Raw genomic sequence first — 21,588 nt, 5'->3', positions numbered from 1 at the left:
TCCGTTCGCGCCGTTCGGGAATCATGAAACGCAGATCAGCCTGCGGGGGGAAGGGGACAGTCCCCTCCCCCGTGCGCTGGTGGTCGGTCAGTCCTGCTGCGTGGTGGTCTTGGTGTTGTTGGTGACCTTTGCGGTGGCGTACTTCAGCGAGGGGCCGATCTCGTCGACGATCACGACGTCGCGGGTCCGCTTGGCCTGGGTGTCCTTGTCGGTCCAGGCCTCGGTCTCGACGTGTCCGTGGACGACCACGCGTGCTCCGGACGTGAGGGACTCGGCCAGGTTCTCGGCCTTCTTGCCCCAGACCTTGCAGTTGTGTCCGGTGGGCTCGGCGTCGTGGTACTCGTTGGTCTCGCGGTCCTTGGTCCGGCGGTTGACCAGGACGCGGAACTCCGCGACCGGAGTCCCGGACGGGGTGAACCGGAGCTCGGGGTCGCTGGTGAGGTTGCCGGCGAACGTGACGGTGGTGGTGCTCATGGCTGGTACTCCTTCGTGAGGGGGTGATCTGGCTCGGACGTCAGGCGCCCACATGGCCCACCAGGTGGTGGGACCTGTCGTGTGGCTTGCTCCCGACAACTGCCGCCCGATCCGGTCGGGTAAGCCGGTCAGGGGTGCCCGCAGGGCACAGCGCTTGCCCTTGACCGGTGTCTCGGCCGAGACACGATGGGCGGCGTCGGGGAGCAAGAACGCGTACCCAAAGTGGTTGAAATCGAGGGCCGTGGCGGCCGTAGGGCCGTCGCCTTGCCGGGGCTCTTGCCCGGCCGGGGCCTTTCTGAGGGTGGTTGGGCCGGTGCCTGGTGCCGGGTGGGGTGGGGAGGGTTGGGGCCCTTCCCACCCGCCGGGGGCTCGGCCGAGATGCCGGTGGCCTCGGCCGAGCCGGAGACCTCGACGCCGATGCACTCGGCGCCGGAGGTGGCGTCGAGGACCGCGGCGCGGTCGCAGTAGTTGTAGGCGATGTTCAGCTGCGTGCGCGCGGCCGCGAGCTGGCGGTGCGGCGGCCTCGCCCTTCAGATCGGTCTACTCGTCACCGGCTCGGAGGATCAGATTGCGGATGGCCCAGGCAAGCGTGAGGAAACCCGAGAGTGTTGCGAAGACCTCGGCTCCGTTCGCCTCCGCCAGGTCGTTCCCATGCCGCGTCGCCTCGCTAAGCCACCAGCCCACGAGCATGAGGAAGACCATGACCGCGGTGTAGTCCGCGAAGACGTGGAGGGCCCAGTCGTTGCCCACCGTGGGCCGGACCGCGCCGCCTGCCACCTCGGCCTCGTCGGCCGTCTGGTCAGAATCGGCCGCAACAGCAGCGACCGCATCCAGTTGCCAACTCACAGCCTCGCTGACCGGACCCAGCATCGTCCGGGCGAACTCCTCCTGGTCAACAGGGGAGGCTTGCAGAAAGGCTTGTCGTTGAGCCTCGACTGCAGCACGCACGGGGGCGATCATCGCGTCGCGCTGCGCCTGGGCCTGACGCATTGGCGCCAGCATCTCCTTGCGGTGGGCCTTCAGGGTCTCCAACATCGCGTCGCGCTGGGCCTTCGCCTCACGGAAAGGCGCCATCATCGCCTCGCGCTGAGCCTGAGCCTCACGCATTGGCGCCAGCATCGCCTCGCGGTGGGCCCTCAGGGTCTTCAGCATCGCGTCACGCTGGGCCTTGGCTTCACGCATTGGCGCCAACATTGCCTCGCGCATCGCTTCGCGCTGGGCCTTGGCCTCGCGGATAGGCGCCATCATCAGCTCGCGCTGGGTCTGAGCGTCGCGGAAGGGGGCCATCATCGCCTCGCGCTGGGCCTTGGCTTCACGCATCGGTGCAAACATTGCCTCGCGCATCGCTTCGCGCTGCGCCTTGGCCTGACGCATCGCTTCGCGCTGAGCCTGAGCCTCACGCATCGGAGCGAGCGAGAACTCGCGGCTTAGTGTGATCGAGTCCAACATCGCCTTCTGTGCCGTCAACTCGCTCAGCGCAGCCGCGGCGTAGTTGGCAACCGCGTCCCCATCGGTCACTTTGCGCGCCCCCTGTGCGGATTTTGCCTTTGCAGCAAGATACCGACTTGCAGGGCGCGGCGTCCCCCCGTCGCCGCACGGAAGGGCGCGCACCCGGGAGGGGTGTGGGGAGGGCCGGAGTCCTCCCCACCCGCCGGTGGGGCCGGCGGTCCCCCTCTACCGGTTCGGTCCCCAGATCGCGGGGTCCACGGCGTTTTCGACGGCCTCCGCGACCAGCCCGGCCATGGCGTAGTCCTCCCATGCTGGGATCAGGTCCAGCGCGGCCCACGCGAGCGCTCCGTCTCCGGCACACCAGGCCGAGAACGCGAGCAGCGCAGCGGCCGGGGTCCGGTGCTCCTCCGGTGCGCGGCGCACCAGGTCACGCCACAGAGCGATGCATGTCTGAGCGTTCTCCCGGGTGATGGCCATCCAGGCCGTGTCCCGTAGGTCCAGAATCGCGTTGACCCCGAGCAGCAGCCGCGCGGCGTCCGCGTCACTCAACCGCACCTCGTCGTAGGTGAAGCCCGCGACGGTCTGGCTGATCCAGGCGGCCTCGGCCACATCGGCCACCTCCTGACCTTCCACGGCGATGCGCCCCGCGCGGGCCGCGTGCTGGGCCTTACCGGCCTCCCTGACGGCCAGCGCCGCCTCCTGCGGCCCGACCAGGTCCTCCGCGACCTCCTGCCGCGTCCGCTTCGGTTGGGCGCTCCCAGCGAGCACGGTCGCGGCCTCGACCCGGGCCACGGCCTGCGAGTTGACAGTGCCCCGCTCCCCCGTGCCGAGCCGGAACCACTGCTCGCCGTCGACCACCAGGGAGTCGATGACCTCGGCGAACCCGTCGAGCATCGCGGTCACGGCGGTGATCGCGTCCACGGCGTGGGGGTGGTTGTCGGTGTAGGCCAGGAGGACGACCCGCGCTCCCGCGTGCTTGCGGTAGGCCGCGCCGAGGCTGGCGGCGACCTCGAGGAGCGCGTCCCCGTCGTGCGGGTGGTCCACCCGGGCCGTCGGTGCTCGACCGCTGACAGGAAAGACCACCAGGGAGTCGGTCGGGTGGAAGTGCAGCAGGTGCGGAACGACGGCGATCAGGTCGCTCTCGTTGTTGATCGAGACCACAGGCTTGGCCATGAGGGTCCCCTTTCTGCGCCGGGGACAGGTGGTGGCTCTGGATGCCGACCGTTTTTCGCCCTCCCCGGGCAAGAAGTGATGTCGGGCCGCTAAGGAGCTGGGCCCGCAAGGGTCCGACGCAGGAGGACATGTCTTGCCCTTGCGGGCCCGGCGAGCGGCCCACAATCGGTTCCCCGGGGGGAACGAAAACCCCGCGCGCAGCGCGGCAACAGGACTGGCTGCCTTTCGGGGCAGCGATGGCGGGCCTTAAGAGAGCGGGGCGCGGTCTATGACTGCATGGCCGCAGCGCAGCTGTTGAAAACCACCCACATGAGGAAGAGGACCGCAAGGATGAGCGAGAGCCACTTGATGAACGTTGTCACGATTTCCTTCGCTTGCTTGCCTGATTCCTCGCGGCTCCGCGCCCAGGAATGGCCGTCTTGTGGCCTGTCGGACGAGTCATCGTGCCGTCGGTAGCTGGTCGAGGATCTTGAGTAACCGGCGTGCTTCTACCACTTGGCGTGTTCGTCCAGTGCGGCTCGCGAGATCGTCGAGTCCGTCGATGGCACCCTGGGCGCCCGTGAGCAGCGCAACCTCGGCGGCCAGGACTAGTAGGTCGACGACACCGACGACCGTGCGCGCGCCGCGCAGCAGGTGACTGAGCACGTGCGACAGCGCCGTCCATATCTCGCCGGCTGCGCCACCTCGGGCGGCGTCGCCGAGGCCGATGATCAGTCGCTTGGCGACGAGGTCGCCGCGCTCGAGCATCATGGCTAGCACCTCGCCGAACGCCTGGGCATCGAGCTGGTGGCGGCTGGCGAGGATGAGGAGGGCGTCGGTGGCCGCTGACCAGGCCTCCTGGTGCTTGCCTCCGGTCAGGTACGCGAGCCCGAGAAGCAGCGCCGGCCCGACCGTGTCCGCGGTCTCGGTCAGGGACACGAGCGCAGCTGCTCCCTGGCTGCGGGTCTGCCGTGCCCGGGAGAGCTCGGGCAGGAGGTGGGCAGCCACGAGCTCTGGGTGGTGAGGCAGGACGAGCGGCCAGGTCTCGAAGGGATCGTCGGGAGCCCACCCCACGGTCAGCCCGCCACTGGGCACGGACCAGCGGGCGAGCTCGGACCAGAGCGGCCCGAGCGAGAGGGGGTCGTTGACCGCCGCGCGCACCTCGGCCATTGGGCTGGAGCGTGGTTTCGCGGCTGCGCGCTCCTCGCTACCCATGTTGAGGGTGTCGAGGTACTCCCGGGCCCGAGCGACCTGGATCGTCGGTGGGCGGTGGCCCCCGGCGCGGACCCACTCGGAGACCTGGCGTCCGGCCGCGCTGCCTAGAGCGGCGAATGGCTCGCTCTGCGTCCCCGCCAGGTCGAGCCGGAGCAGTGCTTGCTCGAGGTCGACCGGGTCCGGTGACCACGACTGCGCCGCCGCGTCGGCCAGCCGGGTGTGCAGGTCGTTCGCGGCGATCGTGCCGTTGACCTGTGACGGCAGCGCGACGACCCGCACGAGTGGATCCTGTCGCACCGAGTCGGCGAGAGCGAAGATGCGGACGCAGCAGGCACGGGCTGGCGCGCCGAGGCGTCCCCCGGAGCCGGTGGCTTGTGGGACCCGGCTGTCTCCGAGGCAGCTGGCGAGGAGGGCGACCAGCGCACCTCTGAGCGTGAAGTCCAGGTGGCGGGCGTGCTCTTGGTAGTACCGGTAGGTTCCGGCGCTGGTGACCGGGGCGGCGGCCCGGCGCAGCGCTTCACGATCGAGGAGTCCGAGTCGTGGCAGGGCCTCGACGACCCGGTCGAGGTCGGCGCCCCGGGCGGCGAGGGGCTCGGAGTGCAGGATCGACGCCAGCTCCTCGACGAGTTCCTCGACCGTCTCGATCGGGACCACGGGCCCGGGTGGGTTGGGTGGCGGGGGCAGCTCGACCTGCGGCAGCGGCGCCTCCGGTTTCGGCGCCGGGGTCCCAAGTGACGTGATGAGCCGCTGGCGGAGGTCGGAGGGAAGGGCGTCCCCAGCTGCGGCGATCAGCGCGGCCGTCGCCGGCGTGAGGCGTGGTGCCAGTCGGTTAAGGAGGTCGACAGCCTTCCGTTGGATGTCGGGTGCCGCGTTGTCGAGGGCCATCGACACCGCGCGGGCGCTGAGGTCCGCGTCGGCAGGGTGGGCGTCGGCGTGGGCCTGGAGGTGGGCGAGCTGGGCGCGGAGGAGCTTCTTCTCGGTCCGCGCTAGCACCGACCGCGACATCTCGAGCACCTCGTCGGGCGAGAGGCGACCTTCACTGTGGAGTTCAAGGAGATGGTGCTGGGCCAGGGTGGCAACGCTCGTCGCGGAGCCTGGAGGCAGCAGTGCGAGGTGGTCACGGGTCCGGGCCGCGACCTCCTCGAGGGTCGGCGCGAGTGACTCGAGGTCGCGCACGAACTCGTTGGTCGCCTGGGGCCGACCGCCTCGCTGAAGTCGGGCGACGAGGGCATCGAGGAGAACGCCCCTGTCCACGGTGCCGCTGTCGGCTAGCCGGCGGAGTTGGTCGCGGTGCCTCATCTCGCCGGCGATCTCGTCGACCTCGAAGGCCAGCGGGACCAACTCTGCATAGGCCGGCTCTGCGCGTACCAGCGCCACCGCGTCCACCTCATTGCGCCGCGAGCGCCAGGCCGTGCGGACCCACATGGCAGCGAACACCGGGACGGCTGGCGGCGGCAGGCCAGCACGGCTGCGCAGCCTCTCGATCAGGAGGTAGTCGTCGGGGTTGTAGCGATCGAAACGGAGGCGGTCGGCGAGCTCACGCACGAGTGCGGGGAGCCAGCTCGGGTCGCGCCGGAGGAGCACCTCGACGACGAGTGCGCTGGTGGGCGACAGCGTCTCGATCCGGTTGCCGGGCTGGTCGAAGGACCGCTCGTCGAAGCTGTGGCGCCATCCCGCGGAGCGTCGGATCCAGGCGGCTGTAGCCCGGGCATCGGGTAGAACGGCGGGGCCCAGGAGTGAGAGGCCCCGAGCCAGGTGGCGGGGAGGGTCCCCCCACTCGCCGGAGCGGGCGAGCTCCCGGACCGGCTTGGCCAGCTTCTTGCGCGTGGCGTCGTCCAGGTCGTCAAGTCGCGCCACGAGCGGTGCGAGGTCGACGGCGGCGACGAGCCGAAGCAGCTCCTCCATGGTCGGCGCGCTCATGCAGCAGGCCCCTGGTCGCGCGCGAGCGCAGCCGCGACGACGTGCTTGCAAGGCCCTCGCGAGCCGCGGTGCGTGATCCACCACTGGCACGTGCACGCCGTCGTGCCGTCAGCACGCACGCGGGTGCGATGGACCCGGTCGCTGCTGACGACCTCGGCGACGGCGTCGTCGACGATCGTGACCGCACCCGCGGCGACGAGCTCCTCGGCCTGTCGCAGGCGCGGGTTCAACCGGGCGACGCTCGCGGCGTCGTAGGGCAGGTCGCGCTGGAAGTACGACGCCTCCGTGACGTCGTACCCGACCCGACCGGCGACTGCCAGGCAGGCCAGAGCCGACCGCACCCGGCCTGCCGTCATCCCGATCTGCTCGGCGAGCAGGTCCGGCTCCAACCGGGGCTGATGGTGCAGCAGGCGGCCGATCTCCTCGGCGTCGTCCACTGCCCCGCCAGCGGCGAGCGCGGTGAGGGCGGCCCCCTCCCCCGAGAACCCACGACTCGCGTCGGGCGAGAGCATCAGCACGAAGTTGACTCCGGGCAGCGCCAGCTCCCAGGCCGAGGCCACTGGCCCAGCACCGAGAGACACGCCCGGTCCGTAGGCGCGCAGCGCACGAGCGTGCCGCACCAGCGGGAGCATGGAGGCCAACCGGTGCGATCCTGCCAGGTGGACGCTGCCTGGTGCCGCGCGGGAGGAGATTCGCCATCCGCGTCCGGCGGGGACCACCCAGCCCCGCCCCTCGCGGGGTAGAGATGTCAGGAACGTCGCGGCGTGGCGACCGTCGAGTTCGCCTCGGAGCTCGAACGTTGACGCAATCTGTTGGGCCTCCGCGAAGCCCCGCAGCCAGCGGGTGGACAGGGACACCCGCCGTTCGATCACGGCACCGTCGGCAGTGGTTGCCACCAGCCCGTCGGAACCCACTGAGAGGTGAAGCAGGCCGTCCGCGGGCACCCCGGTCAGCAGTCGGCGCAGGGGCTCGTTGATATCGATGTTGGTCGTTCCTCGGTCGAGCACCTCACCGTTCAGCACCTCGGGGGTCAGGTCCAGGCGGGCTTGGACGCCGCCGCAGAGGGAGAAGGACTCGAATCGCAGCATCCGCCCGTCGGACGTCACCACGGGATCGACCCCTGCGGCGAACCGGTCCCGGCGCCAGAACTCCGACGCGGCGACCTGAGCGACCTGCCGCAGCCCCTCGGCCACCACGTCGGGTCGCGTCACCCACCCCTCGAAGAACCGTGGGTGGTCCGTTGGTCGACGCAGCGCGGTCCCGCCCCCGGTCTCGAGGACGAGGCGCCGCGAGTCCGCCAGCGACGAGGGTCGTTGGTACGACAGTGTCTGGGTCGCCATTCCTCACCTCCGGGCCAGATCGTGCCACCCCGCGACCACAAGAGTTGGGCGATCCCACACATGGAGAGCGTCTCGGCGTCTGCGCGGGATGCGCAGGCCTCTGCCACCGCGCCCAGATCCCGCCCGCGCGGATCGCGGCATGAGCGGGCGACTCCTACGGCTGAAGACGCCGACGCTCCGCCCACTCGGTCAGCGTGCGTTCGGCGTCCGCCAGCACCTCCTCCGAGGTCCGTCCCCAGCCTCCGTCGAGTTCGTCTTCGAGCCCGTACAAATGCCCGGCTTCGGGCACGTACTGCGGGTAGTCGTTCTCGATGTAGGCCCGGAGCACTTGACTCATGACCTCTAAAACGGAACGGTCTCCGGCGCGCCACGCAGCCAATTGGAACGACATGGCGAGGTCCCAGGCGCGTTCGCCGCTCAAGTCATGGACACCGAGGTCGGCGATAACCTCTGGCCACAACTGGTCGATCAGCCAACCCTCGGACCCATCAACCCCAGCCAGACGTCGCAGTGCTGGCGAGTCGGACTCGACAAGCCAGTGGGCGGCCATCATCGGAGCCTCGTCCGTGCCGAGCATCCTCAGATGCCGCAATGCTGCGCCCTGCGCGGGGCTCGGGATGACCACCCCCCGATCATCGCGCATACGTCCGCTCATCGGCATGAGCGAGCGGATCGCGACAGAAGCGGACGCTGTGTCGCCATGGCTTCTGGGCCCTCGAATGGAGACCATGGTGTTATTCGCCAGTGATCAAATCTGCCGACGAATACAAGCGTTGGTTCGACGCCCCGGACTCGACCGAGCGAGTTAGAAAACTCTGGGAGCCCGCCGCAGTGGAGACCTGGCTTGAAGTGATCGAACGTTTCCCCGAGTGCCGGGCAGAAGTGGCGTGGAATCGCGAAGTTCCGCTCGCTGTGCTGGAGCTCCTGCGGCAGGACGAGGATGAGAACGTCCGGTGGCATGTCCGAACGAGAGCCACCTGGCTAGGGGCCCACCCGGGCGATGGTGAGCCGTGGAAGGACGACCCAAGCACGCCAATCCAACTCCGCCTGGCAGAGGACGAACGAGCCCTGCTCCGCGCCGGACTCAACGAGTGGGGAGGCCCAGCACGGTGCACCGAGGAGTTTGCGCTGGCAATGGGCTTCGAAAGTGTCGCCGACCTGTTCGCCTCCGGCGGACGGATCGGCGACGCCATCCTGGCTGGAGTCCCCCTCAGCAGGACTGACTGGACCCGGGCTCTCCTCGCGACCGAAGTCGTCTTATTAAGCAACGTCATTGGCTCTGGATGGGACTGGCAGACGACCACCGGCTTCGACGATGCAGCCACGCTGAGCATGCTGCGGTCGCTCCAACGACGCATTGTCACGGGAGGAGTCATCGGCGAGGTGTTTGGAACGCGGCCCGCTCGTCCCCAGCCTTAGTTGTCCGCTCATCGGCATGACATGACCGCACACTTTTTGCGGCATGAGCCTGGGTTTCGCTGCCACAATCACTATGTGAAGTCAGACCTTGAGCGGCTCTCGGCGGCATACGAGCGCGCCGAATCCGCCTTCCTGGATGCCGTGCGGGCCGAGGGCGGGCGAGGGACTCTCGCGACGGCAGCACGCGCCGTGTCCGATGCGGCCTCGCGGTTCAACGCTGAGGCGTACAGGGGTCTTCACGCGGGAGTGGAAGGAACCTGGATGCCGCTCGACCATCTAACGGAGCGCACGGAGGTTCTTGCCGAACTGTGGCTCGACCTCGCGAGGGCATACGAGGGCGAGCGCAATTCCCGCGCTGCACTACCGCAGACGGGATGACCGAGCAGACAGCGGCAGAAGCGTGCACGCAATGCGGCATGATCCGGACGTTGCAGGTGCAATCACGGACCGCGCATCTGGACTGGCGCAACCGTCGGGCTTATGGGTCTCGTTGGGCGTCCGCGATAAACCGCACTGCGGGGTAGGACAGATGCTTCTCGCGGGCCGCCTTGCCGTTGCCGGCAGTGGCCACGAACCGGAACTGGACCGGCCCGATCAGGGGGTCATCGCGGCCCTTCGTCTTGCTGTCAACTGCTCGGGCTAAAGGCAGCGCATCCACGACCCACGATTCGCTGGCGTGAGCATCCAGTCGGTGCGGCAGCGGTGCGCCCTCCGCGCTCTTCACCCGCGCCAGCGGTTCTCGGCCGCTGGGGTAAGTGACGTGAAACCCCTCCACTGTTATGGCAGCCCGGCCAGAGTTGACAACTGTCAGCCGCACCGGGGCACCGTTCGGGAACGGGTTATCCGGCGCTTCGCGACGGAGCCGCTGCGACTGAATCCGAAGTCTCGGCCCGCCCGCCCGGAAAGACAACCCTGCGACGATGACCGACCCAGTCGAAAGAAGTAGCGCTGCGTAACTCACCCAGGCTGGTGCGGTTGACATAGTCAGAAGGCTAGGGCAAATGTCACCGGTAGAACGCCCTGGTGAGGCGTGTCGGCTTTAGCCATCCGCTAGCGCCGCCACGAGGTGGGACACATCCTTTAGCGCGCTCATCGGCAGAACCGTGCGTTCGAGCCGGCGCCCGATCGCGGCAGAACCACAGACAGGATCATCCAGCTCTTACTTGTGCATCCAGTGAGACGTCCGATCGCGAACTTTGGCGGCGCTGTTGGCGACTACGAAGGCCGCTGGCAGGGCGGTGAGAGCCCAACCGAGCACCCCCAGGGGCCAGAAGCTGGCGTCTCCCTCTACGGTCCCGGTCACGGAGTCTGCAACGTAGACGAGGAGCAGTCCTCCTGAGGACGCCCAGGCCACCGGTGAAGGGGGGAGGAAGAGCGCAGCGACGCCTACCAGGAGAACCATCGTCGCCGTGAGAGGCCAAAAGCTGCTGGCCCTCAAGATGCCCGAGTAGTCCCTCGCGTACTCCCCAGCCCTCACCGGGGGGTGCCATCCGACCCACATGAGATACGCCAGTATCGCCGCCGCCCCGACCGCCGAGACCACAGCAACGGACTTCAGCGAACATTCTGCTGACCTTCGAGCGGAGTTCATCAACGGCTCTCCTCGGCAGTGGGGCGAGTCTCTACCCAACCCCGCCTGACAGCACCGAAGGTGAGTGCGCGCACTCAAGTCCACGATCTGTTCGACACCGATTGAAGGATTGCCAGTCAAGGACCGGTAGTCGCGACGGCCCTGCGGGCCCAATACGGCTCCTTGTTGGATGCGTTTCCTAGATGCGTTGTTGCTTCCCGACGCCGCCCATCGTGTCTCGGCCGAGACACCGGTCAAGGGCAAGCGCTGTGCCCTGCGGGCACCCCTGACCGGCTTACCCGGCCGGATCGGGCGGCAGTTGTCGGGAGCAAGCCACACGACAGGTCCCACCACCCGGAGGGGCATGTAGGCGCTCGACGTTCCGTGTCAGATCACCCCCTCACGAAGGAGCACCAGCCATGAGCACCACCACCGTCACGTTTACCGGCAACCTCACCAGCGACCCCGAGCTCCGGTTCACCCCGTCCGGGACTCCGGTCGCGGAGTCCCGGGTCCTGGTCAACCGCCGGACCAAGGACCGCGAGACCAACGAGTACCACGACGCCGAGCCCACCGGACACAACTGCAAGGTCTGGGGCAAGAAGGCCGAGAACCTGGCCGAGTCCCTCACGTCCGGAGCACGCGTGGTCGTCCACGGACACATCGAGACCGAGACCTGGACCGACAAAGAGACCCAGGCCAAGCGGACCCGCGACGTCGTGATCGTCGACGAGATCGGCCCCTCCCTGAAGTACGCCACCGCCGTGGTGACGAACAACCCCAAGACCACCCAGCAGGAGGAGTACCCGGGATGAGGCAAGGGGCAGCACGCCCACTCCCCCATGCGCTTACCGCCAGCCGAGAAGTCCATGGCCTATGAAGCGCAGGACTGAGGTCCAATCAAAGCGCTCGAACTTTAAGTACTAGAGCGCTGCTCGCAGGGCTGCGGTGATGAGTTGTGAGCGGTCGTCAGCTTGGTGTCTGACAACGAGTTGGTCAAGGACCTCGACGTTGCCCTCAGATAGGCGCAGGCTCACCACCACACGTGGCTCTCGGTTGCGACGACGCCCACTGGCGCTGTCAGGGAATAGACCCGAACCGTTTGAGGCGGGTGGCCGCTCGGCGTCGATCAGATCTGTGAGGCGCGGCTCGGTCTCCTCGACCGCCGCTAGGACGACGTCGGCGAGGGTCCTGCCGTCGGTGGCTGCGGCGCTGAGCCTGGCGCTCAGCTCGACCGGAGTGGTGAACGAGATCGCCCGCTTCGCAGTAGCGGCACGGCGACCCGCAGGCGCGGATTGCGGCGTCCTGCGCGTCGTCCTTGCGCCTGTCTCACGGGTGAGTCCGCTAGGTGGCGCTCCCCCACCTGAGGCTGAGAGAGCTGGGGCGTCGCGCAGCTCCTCGGGGGGGGCGTCAACTGACCGCAGGGGCGTGGGGCGCGCGGTGGACGGGGATGGTTGCGGGCGAGGTGGGGGTTTCGGGAGGTTGGCCAGGCCCGGGGCCGGGGCTAGCGGGCGGCGTTCGTCGTTCATGCGCTCTGGGCCTTGTCCTCGTGACGGGCGATGCGCTGGAGGATCTCCTGGGTAAGAAGTAGGAAGTCGTCGGCCAGTGCGGGGGCGGTTCCGGGCAGACGCTGGGGTTTGCGGCCCTCCTTTAGGGCGACCCACCAGGGTTCGGCGTCGGCGACAGAGGCGGCGATCTCATGCACGAGCCGGCCTCGCTCTCGCGCTTCCACCGCCACACCCTCGGCGTGGCGGATCACCGATGAGAAGAGCTCGCCGGCACCCCCCAGCACGTTCTGGATGTCGTCTGCAGCGTTGCTGCGGATGCGTGTGGCGCTGGTTCCGGTGTCGAACAGGATCGCCCCGAGGATCTCGACGTCCGGGTTGCCGTTGCGTACCCGGATGAGTTGCTCAGCCAAAGCTCGAAGCCCCTCAATGCTCCCGCGGTCGCTCTTGGTGGGCACGACAACCCACCGGGTTGCTGCGAGTGCCAACTGCAGCAGAACTGGCCGAGTGGGTGGAGTGTCGATGACAACCAGGTCGTAGTCGGCCGCAAGCGGCGTGAGCGCGGCAGCGAGTAGGTCCTTGGCGTCCTCGGTCCGTCGGCTACGGCCCGCGATGATGTCCTCGAGGTCGTCAAGCCGCCCTCCCCCGCAGATGACGTCCAGGTCGGCTCGCACGTTGGTCAGCACAGGAGCCAACGGTTGCCCGCTGGTCAGAGCCGTGACCAGGTGCTCTCCACCGTCAGTGCCGACGCGGCCGTCCTGGTCCGGCCAGTTGTATCCGAGGTCGTGTCCCGCGTTCGCTTGTGGGTCCAGATCGATCAGCAGGGTTCGCCAGCCAGCGGCGGCGCTGAGGCCAGCGACGTTCACCGCGCAAGTGGTCTTCCCAGCGCCCCCTTTCCCGTTGGCGAAGGTGACGACGCGGCTGAGCTCGGGGGCGACCATGCCAACATGTTGAGCCCCGTGCGGTACCGCATGCGGTAGGCACGCCGACAGGTGCTGCACTAAAGCCTGCGATGTGGCTTGATTTACGCCGTAGTTTGCGGCTTGTTTTGTGCATTGCGCGACGCCGGCCTCGAGCGTTCGTCGTGTGCCAGCGGATGTCGCCCGTTTCCTGTCCCTCGGTTCCTGCCGCTGACGAGGTCCGAGGATCGGCCCGGCCCTGGGGCGCACTCGCAGTTCCCCGTCTGTGCCGCCTGATCGCCGCGCCCCTACATTGCGCACGGCATTGCAGCATGCTTTACGTCGTGCAGTACGCGATGCGCTATTGCCCGACGCAGTTCGCGCTCGCTTGTCGCGACTGCCGACCGATGCAGACAGACACGTAGCAGCCGTCGAGCAGCGCGCGGCGAGTGCAAGCACTGTGATGGGGGAGGTCCGAGGAACCTCGGGGGTCACGTCCCCGCCTCGTGTCTGTGGGGGGCGGAACGGCCTAGCGACGCCCGAAGAGTCGCGCTGCGACGAAACAGGCCTGTAGCCCAGAGTTCGCTCTTATGCTTCGACTGCCTGGGTGGTCGACCGTCCTCGCCGGCGTTGATCGATCAGCTCATGAACGCTTAGCGGGGGAGTGCAGTCCCTGGAACGCCGCAGGCGCTTGGGCCGACCTGTGAGTCAGCAAGCGCTTTGGGCCTTCGCGCTCGACGCCCCAACCCGGCGGGTACGACGCGCGCCCAGGGCGAATCTATCGCGTCACAACGCTCGTGCGCACGCCACGGGCCTCGATAGTTGCCGGCTGGAATGGCGCTTGATCCCACTGGTCGCGGCCGGCTCCGCTGCGCGCCTCAAGTCATGGTGACGCCCCATGGTTGCGTCTAGGTGGCTCGCCAGGGCGGGGGATGTCTCGTCTTCCATCGGGGTCAGCGCGGCGCGGAACTGCCCGCCCGGCCGAGTAGTCCGTGTCGTCGGGGCGCACGTGCGTGGCGGGGAACCATTTTCCGCGCTGGCCATCGCGGCGGTAGCGCACCGTAGCCCACCAGTTCCCGTCACGTTGCTCTTGGGCCTCGATGTGGCCGTACCAGCAGTGACGGTCCTCTAGGACCCACACCATGGGAGGGTCGAGCGGGTTGCTCCGTCGATAGGTCATGCGTCGCAGAGTAGAGCCGAGGATGAACGTCGCAGGGTTCTGACTGTGGCCCTGTCGCCCCAGCAGACGGCCACCTGAACCACCAGGCGTCTCAGCGGGGCGGCTCGAGAGAGCACGACAGGGTGGTGCCTACGACAGCCCAGTCGAAGCGGAGAACATGCGCGGTCTCCCGGTTGCCCGCGGCCTCAGAGTCCGTGGTGATGCTGCTAGGCCAGCACCGCCGCGTGCTCTCCCGGCGCCGCGATGGAGTACAGGTTGGCGAGGCCGAGCCCTCGCAGCGCCGTCTCTTCGAGCCAGCCGGCGTCGACGAGCTCCTTCTTTCTTTTGATCACCGAGCCTTTGGCTGCCCGGGACAGTTCCATCATGTCCTCGATGGTCATCTCGAAGGGGTTGCCTCTGCTGGTGATCGCGACCTGGTAGAGCAGCGCCCACAGGACCTTGGCGGAGTCGCTGAGATCCTCATCGAGGAGAATCGCGGTCGGGACAGGGACGTGAGGGTAGGCAGCTGAGCCCCCGGTCTCTGTCACCTCGTCAGGTTATCGAATCTGATTGCGAAACGCTGTTGCGACACGACTTAGGCGTCGCCTCATCCTGAGTCGATGATCTGGGCGCCGAGCAGATCTCGCAGGAGCCGTTCGGCGTGGAGGTCCCGCTCGTCTCTGGAGCGCCGCACGTCGGCCGTTCTCCACTCAGCGATGATCACAAGCTCACCCGCTGGGTCGTCATTCGGGGGAGGTGGGGCGCCTGGCTCCTGGCTGCTGACGGAGGCCACCTCGGGTGTAGTTGGTACGAGTTGGAGAACTCCGAGATACCGCCACCACGCGTGCCGTTCCGCGCGGTACTTGCTGATCTGCTGAGCGACCTGGTCGTCGATGCCGAGTCGCTCAGCGAGTTGGGTGGGGGAGGCCTGACCGAGCGACCAGCCTTTGTTAGATCGGTCCGCCAGTCCCCAGGCCGCCAAGACCGCGAGGGCTTCGTAGGTGGCAGCGTGTCCGAACCCTAGGGAGCGGGCCAGTTCTCGTCCGCCTACGGGTTCGCGGGCCTGCTCGAGGCCGGCGTAGACGAACGAGGCCACCATCCCGAGCTCACGAAAGACCGGTCGTACCGCGTGAATCTTGCCGCGGCGCCAGGGCTTCTTCTCGCAGGCGGGTCGCAGCAGGGCAGGGATCACGAGCGTGTAGGTGTTGGCCCGGACGCCTTCGGCGTCGCGAACCAGGTCGATGAGCAGGCGGTCGCTGGGTTCGCTGCGTAGCCGTTTCAGGATCCGGCCGACTGTCGACTGATCCAACCCGGTAGCAACAGCCAAGGACCGGTTGCCGTGCTCGACATGCAGTGAACCGGTAAGCACAGCTGCCTCCGCCAGCGCGTACAGCACCGCGCGTTCAGCTGGATCTGAGTTCTTGCTCAGCATGTCGACGGCGGCAAGCCAGACCCGCACCGCGCGGTTGGCTGCATTCCCGGTGATCGAACGAGCTGGGCCCCCAGCAGCACCCCCCGCCTGTGACTGGTGCGGGCTTGTGGTGCTTTGACGGACACGCTTTTGACGCTTGTTGTCGTTTCCTCGTTCTCGACGGTGCTTCTCGAAGGACACGGCGCGACGCCAGTCCCGTGCGAGGGCGGTGTGGCGGTGTCTAGGGGAGTAGCGGGCGTAGAGAGCAGCGAGGCCGGGCCAGGTTCCGTCGGAGAGCCGGCGGGCGACGTCGCCGAGGGACCAGCCAGAGGCCACGGCAGCCCAGATCACGCCCTGACGGGCTTCAGAGGCGGTGCGGTACTTCTCGGGCGGCCAGTCGCCGGTGCGCGCGATCTGGGTGAAGCCAGAGTCGGGGCCGGTGATCCCGCGCAGCGCGTCCAGGCGCTCCAGGTCGACCTCTGGGCCAGGGCTGGGTTGCGCGGCGCCCTGAGCGCCCGCAGGAGCCGGGGGCTTGCCGGGGGCGGCGACGGGGGCGGTCTCGTGTCGGAGTCGTTGCCAGGCGGCGAGGCTGGTGGGGCGCTGCAGGGCGTCTGCGGCCGCGCTGGGGCTGCCGTCGAGGATCTGGTGGCCACCGGTGCGGTGGCGGGCTCCTGGCGGGCGGATGCAGCCGGCCTGAAGGTTCAGCATCGGCAACGGGTCGAGAGTAGGGGTGCGTGCCGCCAGGGCGAGGGTGAGCTCGCGGGCCTCGTGGAACGGCGCCGGTTCGGTCAGGGGGATGTAGATGTGGCGCCCGCCGTTGGGCGAGCTGTCGGAGAACCAGCGGGCGCCGACCTTGGTGAGCAGCGCGGTGAGGGCCTGGTGGTCGCGGGTGACGGCCTCGGGGCCGCCGCGGGAGGCGTCGAGGTCGACGCAGAGCACGGGTGCGCAGCCGGCGGAGTCGTAGACGAGCAGCGCGGCGGGTTGGTTGGGGAGTCGGTTGGTGACGGGCCGTTCGTCGCGGGCGCGGTAGGTCCGGCCGCCGTCGCGAGAGACGCGCATGCGGCCGCGGGCCGCCATCAGGGGGGCCAGAACGGACCATGCGGTCTCGGGGGAGTGGTCCCTCGAGGCGTGGGCAGCATGAAGCGGATGGACCCTCATTGGGGGCCACCTGGGTACGACGACACGCCGTAGCGCACAACGCTGAACAACGCGAAGGCGCGCGGCAGCGGTGCTACCGTGAACACCACGAACTCCTCTTGTCAGGGCGGGTTCGCGAAACCGAAAAGGTCGCTTTAGGGCGGCGCCCTCACTGGAGGTCCAACTCTGGTGAGGGGCTATGCGAGACGGTCACCTGGTCCAACAGGTGGCCGTTTCGTCGTCTACGAGGCGGTCTGCATGGGGAAAGCCTCCTGGACCGTGTTGTCGCTGGCGGTGTTGTTGTAGTGGGCAGGCAGTTCGAAGTTGTGCTTAGCGGCAAGGACGGCGGCGATGTAGTCGGAGTAGTTCAGGCCGAGGCGCTCGGCCTCGTCCATGACGGTCTCCGCCAAGTCGCGCGGCACGCGTGACTGGAACAGGTGGCGATCGCCCTTGCTGGGCCGTCCACCCTTGCGGTTACGGGTTGTCGCAGTCCGCTGAGCCATGTGCCAACTTTCCCATGCAGCGGACTCCCACCCCTGGATTTGAGGTCAATCAGATTCTGAATCAGCGGGAGAGTGAACGCGGCCCGACGGGTCTCTGACCTTGGGAAATGCTGTCTGGGCGGGGGAGGAGCTGTCTTCGCTCCCACCCCAAGCTGCTGACCTCCGGGAGTTCAAAATTTGAACCGACAGGGTTCAAAAGTTGAACGCGGACCTCGTTCACATGCCACGCGCCGCATTAGGGGTGAGATTGACTCGGAACCCGGGCGTGTCGGCGTGTCGCTGGACGAACCGATTCGCGAACGGGCCGAGAACTGAACGGCGGGACCCATCGTCCACGCCGTAAGCCACAGGGGACCCGAGCCGGCTGCAAAGTGGTCGGCTATAGCGGTTGGCCAAGTTCAAGGTGGCTGAGTGCTCCTCACGGGGCAGACCAGGCAGACGAGCGGGAGGGTCGGGTGCACGGCCTGCGTTGAGCTGGGTGGCCTTGCTGTGGCTACCCCGAGGGCTAGTCCCGACCGGCGAACCGACCGGTGGCCGCCGGAGGTCCCTAGTTGGCGCTCGCACCCGTGCGCCTCAACACCCGAACTACGCCGTACCCGACCATGCACACGCCGATAAGCGCGAGGATGAGAACTACTGGTATCGCGTCCTGGTCGCCGTATGTTGCGGGGGCCGAGCATGGACCGCTCTCAGTCTTGAGGCAGTTGTTGGCCCTCGGCCAATCCTTGGCAGCTACTTGCCCGGCGACCAGCAGTAGGAGACTGCCGACAAGAAGCAGGACCCAAGGAAGCCTGCCCCGGAGGTTTGAGCTCATCGGTGAATGCTCGCACGCATGAAGCGTCGAGGGCAGCCGCTCACCATCAGGGAGTCCGTAGGCTCGATCGAGGCGGGTATGCGGCGCAGTCCCAGGCAGGTGCGAGGGCGGCATTCAGCGATGCTGGGAACGCCCGGGCCGAGGCCTGTTGTGCCGTGAAGAGGCGACGCATCCCGGCCCGACCGGGGGATCGCTGCATACGTTCCCGTCGACCAGGACGGGGTCGGGGTCGACCTGACGGTGGCCCGGACCTCAAAGGTCGTGTTGGGGGTGGTGGTGCTGGTCCGGTTTGCGATGGGTATACGACCTTGCTTCGTCCTGTGCCGCGCCGGGATGCGTGGTTTTGGCCACCCACCCTTCTTCGCCTCCGTCCTGGCAGTGAAGATGTCGGGTCGCCATGGGTGGCCGGGGGAGAGCCATGGTTCGTGGGCCGGGTCAGCAGATGAGGGGGAGTCTGCGGGGGGCCGAACACAGCTCTTCGGCTCGGAGCGCAGTGGTGGCGCAGAGGACTGGGCCTCGGAATGGGCCGTCCCAGGAGAGTGCCTTCGCTTCTACGGGGTGGTGGCGGTGCGGTCAGCTCGAATGTCGTGGCCGGCAGGGCCTTCGGCGGCGCTCAGGTGGAAGAGTCTGGCCCTGGGTCGGCGCCCGGGCGCTGGGGGAGGGAGCGGATGGGGCTAGGGGCATCTAGCGCTGGCGGCGCCTGGCCGGTCTCACGTCGAGCTTCCCGGCGGAGAAAGCCCGCGAACCCGGGAATGGTGAATCGCAGCTCGCCATAGCCGGCCGGCTCGATGAGGCCGCGGTCGATGAGCTCTTGGCGTACTTGACTGATGGAGGTGGTGGAGGTCTCGAGTCGTGCCGCGAGGTCAGCGCGCGCGACGGGCCCGTCACCGAGGTCGGCCATGGCGGCCAGGAAGCGGCGCTGGGGTCCAGTGGCCTTGGCGACGCGGGAGCGGAACAGGGTGGCCATCTGCTGGTCGGCGGCGTAGAGGCCTTGGCGGACGTGGCCGACTTCGATGCGGCCGCCGACGTCGGGCCGGGCCGCCTCCCAGGAGCCTTCTCCGATGAGTTGGGCGCGGTGGGGGTAGCCGTGTGAGGCGGTGACCGCTTCGAAGATGGCGTCGTCCGACCAGCTGACACCGAGCTCTTGGGCAGGGAAGCGGAGCGCTTCGGCGACGGCGACGTCGCTGAGCAGGCCGACTTCGACGAACTTGGTGCGCTCGCCGAAAGTGGCGGCCTCGGGTACGGCGCCAAGCATGGAGGGCAGGCCGGCGGCGACGACCGCGACGGGGCACCCGTCGGGGGCTCCGTCGAAGTGCTGCAGGGCGATGAGGAGTGAGCGGCGGTCGCCGAGGCGTGCTTCTTGGAACTCGTCGACGAACACGGCGAGGCCGCCTCGGTCGTGGTGGCGGGCGAAGCGGCCGGCGTCCTCGAGGGTGGATTCGATGGCGGCGGTGTTGAGGGCTGCGGTGGGGCCGGCCATCTCGACGCCGACTTTGGCGCCCGGGACGCCGAGTTCGACTTGGACCTTGTCCAGTTTGTGGAGGAGGCCCTTGGCGCGCTCGCCGAAGGACTCGCGGCGGACCTCCTCGGTCAGGGAGCGGGCCAGGTCGGGTGCCATGTCGACGTCGTCTCGGCCGGTGACCCAGACAGTGAGGTAGCCGGCGCGGCGGGCGTCGCGCTGGGCTTCGCGGAGGAGGGAGGTCTTGCCGAGGCCGCGGGAGCCGTAGAAGGCGAGGAGGGGGCCCCCGGAGCGTCCGAGTGCGCTCATGCGCGCCAGTCGGTTGCGGATGTCGTCGAGCTCGCGGCCGCGGCCGGCGAGGTACCCGGGGGACGACCCGGGGGCATACGGGCTGGCAAGCATGACACCAATCCTCGATAGTTTCCGATAACTGTTGGCACGTTATCGGAACCTATCGCCACGTGGTACTTCCGCCGCCAGACGTATCAGTGGTTCCCGCTCACTTCTGAAGGTGTCATGACGGGGCCTCTGTCACCATCAGGGCTACTGGCGGTGGAGCTGGCGGGTGCTGGCGTGGTTCTCCTCGCGTGGTTGAGACAGACGCTCGGACGTAAAGATCGATACAGCTGCTGGCGTCAAAGTGACGACACCGACGTCAGCGTTGCGGGCCCCTCCCTGGTGGGAGGCAGGGAGGGGCCCACGGATGGACGCGGGGGTTAGCGGCAGTTCTTCCAGATTCCGACGTTCTTGGCCTTCGCGGAGGCCTGGGTGGCGCGGTAGGTCTTGACCCGCTTGAAGGGCTTGCCGACGACGTAGACGGTCGCGTTGCCACGGCGCAGCTGCTTGCGGCCGACGTCGGTCTTGCCCTTCTCGATGTAGCGCAGAAGCCGGCCGTAGCGGTCCTTCAGGCGCTGCGACCGGTCAGAGATCAGCAGGACGCGGGTGCCGCGGGGCAGCATCTTCTTCGCGGCACGTGAGGCCACTCGGCCGCCGCACTCGACGCCACCGTGGACCTCGGGGGTGTCGATGCCGAGGATCCGGACGTCGCGCTTGGGACCGCCGATGAGCTTGACCTTGACGGTGTCGCCGTCGATGACGCGCAGCACGCGGGCCTTCTGCTTCAGGATGGGGTCCTTGGGCGGGTTGTTGTTGCCGTTCCCGCCGCCTCCGCCGCCGCCCTGGTCATCGGAGCAGGGGCACGGGAGGGACTCGCAGGCGACGCCGTCGCCCTCGGAGTCGAGGCCGTGTGGGTCGGAGTCGGGGCCGCCGTTGTTGATGTAGAACTGCTGGGCGGCTGCCTGGTTGGGGAAGTCGCCGCAGTCCTTGTCGGCTGCCTGGGCGGTGGGCGCGGAGACGAGCGCGAGGGCGCCGGCCAGGGCGATGATGAGGCTGGCGAGGTAGGCCGTGGTGCGTCGGATCATGTGCTCTCCAAGGTCGAGGTCGTGATCCGGTGACGGTAGGCGTGACCGGCGACACTGTCTGACGATCAGGGATTTTCACCCGAAGGTGTGACGGCCTCGTCGCGGCCGCGGGACCAGTCGGTGTCGCAGGGCGTACCCGGTCCGCGGGAACCATGCGCCGTGCTGGCCGTCGTCGCGGCGGTAGCGGACCTTCGCCCACCAGACGCCCTCGCGCTGCTCCTGGGCCTCGATGTGGCCGTCCCACCACTGGTCGCCCTCGAGGACCTCGACCAAAGGGGGTCGAAGGGGCCTTACGCTCGCCGACCACGACCACTCGGCGTTCCGGGTACACCCCGGCGCCGTCGCCGCTACGGCACGGGAGTTCCTACTCGGCTGACACCTAAGGCGAACACCCTCAAGCAGGCCTCGAAGATGCTCCTCGCTGACCATCCGCTGACCCGAAGCTGTGATGACAGCCAGAGCCCACTCCAGCCGGATGGGAGGGCAGGGGAGTGGGCGGCGACATGACGGGGGCGTCTTGCGCGCGAATCGCGGCATGATTGGACGTTCAATCACAAGCCACGAACGCCCCTGCCCAGTGCGGTTCCTGTTCCATCGGCACGCCTAGGCACCGCAGATAGTGGCGGAGCATCTCGCCGGTGAATCGCTTGAGGGGGAGGCCCCGTGGAGCTCGACCACCGTCTTCTACTGGAAGCCATGAGTATCAAGATCAGTGGTATGGGTCAGCCAATGCGCGGTGAT

At 68.2% G+C, this 21,588-nt stretch carries 15 protein-coding genes; 2 read left to right on the top strand and 13 right to left on the bottom strand.

From position 1 onward, the window contains the following. Positions 1-87: 87 nt before the first annotated feature. The 6 genes from ssb (IRQ30_RS17860) to IRQ30_RS17835 form a co-directional block, all read right to left on the bottom strand. Positions 88-474, bottom strand: coding sequence for a single-stranded DNA-binding protein (gene ssb, locus IRQ30_RS17860; protein WP_193614267.1), 387 nt, complete (start codon positions 472-474; stop codon positions 88-90). A gap of 540 nt (positions 475-1,014) precedes the next feature. Beyond that, positions 1,015-1,992 (bottom strand): ATP synthase subunit B family protein, encoded by a 978-nt coding sequence (locus tag IRQ30_RS17855; protein ID WP_193614266.1) that lies wholly within the window; start codon positions 1,990-1,992, stop codon positions 1,015-1,017. A gap of 156 nt (positions 1,993-2,148) precedes the next feature. Then, on the bottom strand, positions 2,149-3,096 hold the full coding sequence (locus IRQ30_RS17850) for a DUF4192 domain-containing protein (protein WP_193614325.1): 948 nt from the start codon (positions 3,094-3,096) through the stop codon (positions 2,149-2,151). A 438-nt stretch (positions 3,097-3,534) separates the two neighbouring features. Beyond that, positions 3,535-6,210, bottom strand: a complete 2,676-nt coding sequence (locus IRQ30_RS17845) for a DUF6493 family protein (RefSeq protein WP_193614324.1) — start codon at positions 6,208-6,210, stop codon at positions 3,535-3,537. After that, positions 6,207-7,406 (bottom strand): SWIM zinc finger family protein, encoded by a 1,200-nt coding sequence (locus tag IRQ30_RS24280; RefSeq protein WP_338089775.1) that lies wholly within the window; start codon positions 7,404-7,406, stop codon positions 6,207-6,209. The genes IRQ30_RS17845 and IRQ30_RS24280 overlap by 4 nt, the downstream gene beginning before the upstream one ends. A gap of 298 nt (positions 7,407-7,704) precedes the next feature. Continuing rightward, complete coding sequence (locus tag IRQ30_RS17835) at positions 7,705-8,175, bottom strand: hypothetical protein (protein ID WP_193614322.1); 471 nt, start codon at positions 8,173-8,175, stop codon at positions 7,705-7,707. Positions 8,176-8,294: 119 nt separating this feature from the next. Between IRQ30_RS17835 and IRQ30_RS23540 the strand changes: the two genes are divergently transcribed. Both IRQ30_RS23540 and ssb (IRQ30_RS17825) read left to right on the top strand, forming a co-directional pair. Then, positions 8,295-8,969, top strand: coding sequence for a hypothetical protein (locus tag IRQ30_RS23540; protein ID WP_227467774.1), 675 nt, complete (start codon positions 8,295-8,297; stop codon positions 8,967-8,969). A 1,989-nt stretch (positions 8,970-10,958) separates the two neighbouring features. Then, positions 10,959-11,354 carry a single-stranded DNA-binding protein gene (ssb, locus tag IRQ30_RS17825; protein WP_193614321.1) on the top strand — a complete coding sequence of 132 codons (396 nt, stop codon included), beginning with the start codon at positions 10,959-10,961 and terminating at the stop codon, positions 11,352-11,354. A gap of 710 nt (positions 11,355-12,064) precedes the next feature. Here the strand turns inward: ssb (IRQ30_RS17825) and IRQ30_RS17820 are convergent. The 7 genes from IRQ30_RS17820 to IRQ30_RS17790 all read right to left on the bottom strand — a co-directional run bounded on the left by IRQ30_RS17820 (position 12,065) and on the right by IRQ30_RS17790 (position 21,120). Further along, a complete protein-coding gene (locus IRQ30_RS17820; RefSeq protein ID WP_193614320.1) occupies positions 12,065-12,985 on the bottom strand; it encodes a ParA family protein in 921 nt (306 codons plus the stop codon). Between the two features lie 1,344 nt (positions 12,986-14,329). After that, entirely contained in the window at positions 14,330-14,650 is a 321-nt protein-coding gene (locus tag IRQ30_RS17815; RefSeq protein ID WP_193614319.1) for a helix-turn-helix domain-containing protein, read from the bottom strand. Between the two features lie 59 nt (positions 14,651-14,709). Next, on the bottom strand, positions 14,710-16,572 hold the full coding sequence (locus tag IRQ30_RS17810) for a bifunctional DNA primase/polymerase (RefSeq protein ID WP_193614318.1): 1,863 nt from the start codon (positions 16,570-16,572) through the stop codon (positions 14,710-14,712). Positions 16,573-16,892: 320 nt separating this feature from the next. After that, positions 16,893-17,153: a hypothetical protein gene (locus IRQ30_RS17805; RefSeq protein ID WP_193614317.1), complete on the bottom strand. Its 261-nt coding sequence runs from the start codon at positions 17,151-17,153 to the stop codon at positions 16,893-16,895. A 1,427-nt stretch (positions 17,154-18,580) separates the two neighbouring features. Further along, the gene (locus IRQ30_RS17800; protein WP_193614316.1) at positions 18,581-19,828 is read right to left on the bottom strand and encodes an AAA family ATPase; all 1,248 of its coding nucleotides are present in this window, start codon (positions 19,826-19,828) and stop codon (positions 18,581-18,583) included. Positions 19,829-20,142: 314 nt separating this feature from the next. Continuing rightward, positions 20,143-20,847 (bottom strand): thermonuclease family protein, encoded by a 705-nt coding sequence (locus IRQ30_RS17795; RefSeq protein WP_193614315.1) that lies wholly within the window; start codon positions 20,845-20,847, stop codon positions 20,143-20,145. Positions 20,848-20,922: 75 nt separating this feature from the next. After that, positions 20,923-21,120: a hypothetical protein gene (locus tag IRQ30_RS17790; RefSeq protein ID WP_193614314.1), complete on the bottom strand. Its 198-nt coding sequence runs from the start codon at positions 21,118-21,120 to the stop codon at positions 20,923-20,925. Positions 21,121-21,588: the final 468 nt, after the last annotated feature.

Source organism: Nocardioides lijunqiniae, from assembly GCF_015024225.1.
GTDB lineage: Bacteria > Actinomycetota > Actinomycetes > Propionibacteriales > Nocardioidaceae > Nocardioides > Nocardioides lijunqiniae.
This window is presented reverse-complemented; position numbering and strand designations above follow the sequence as displayed.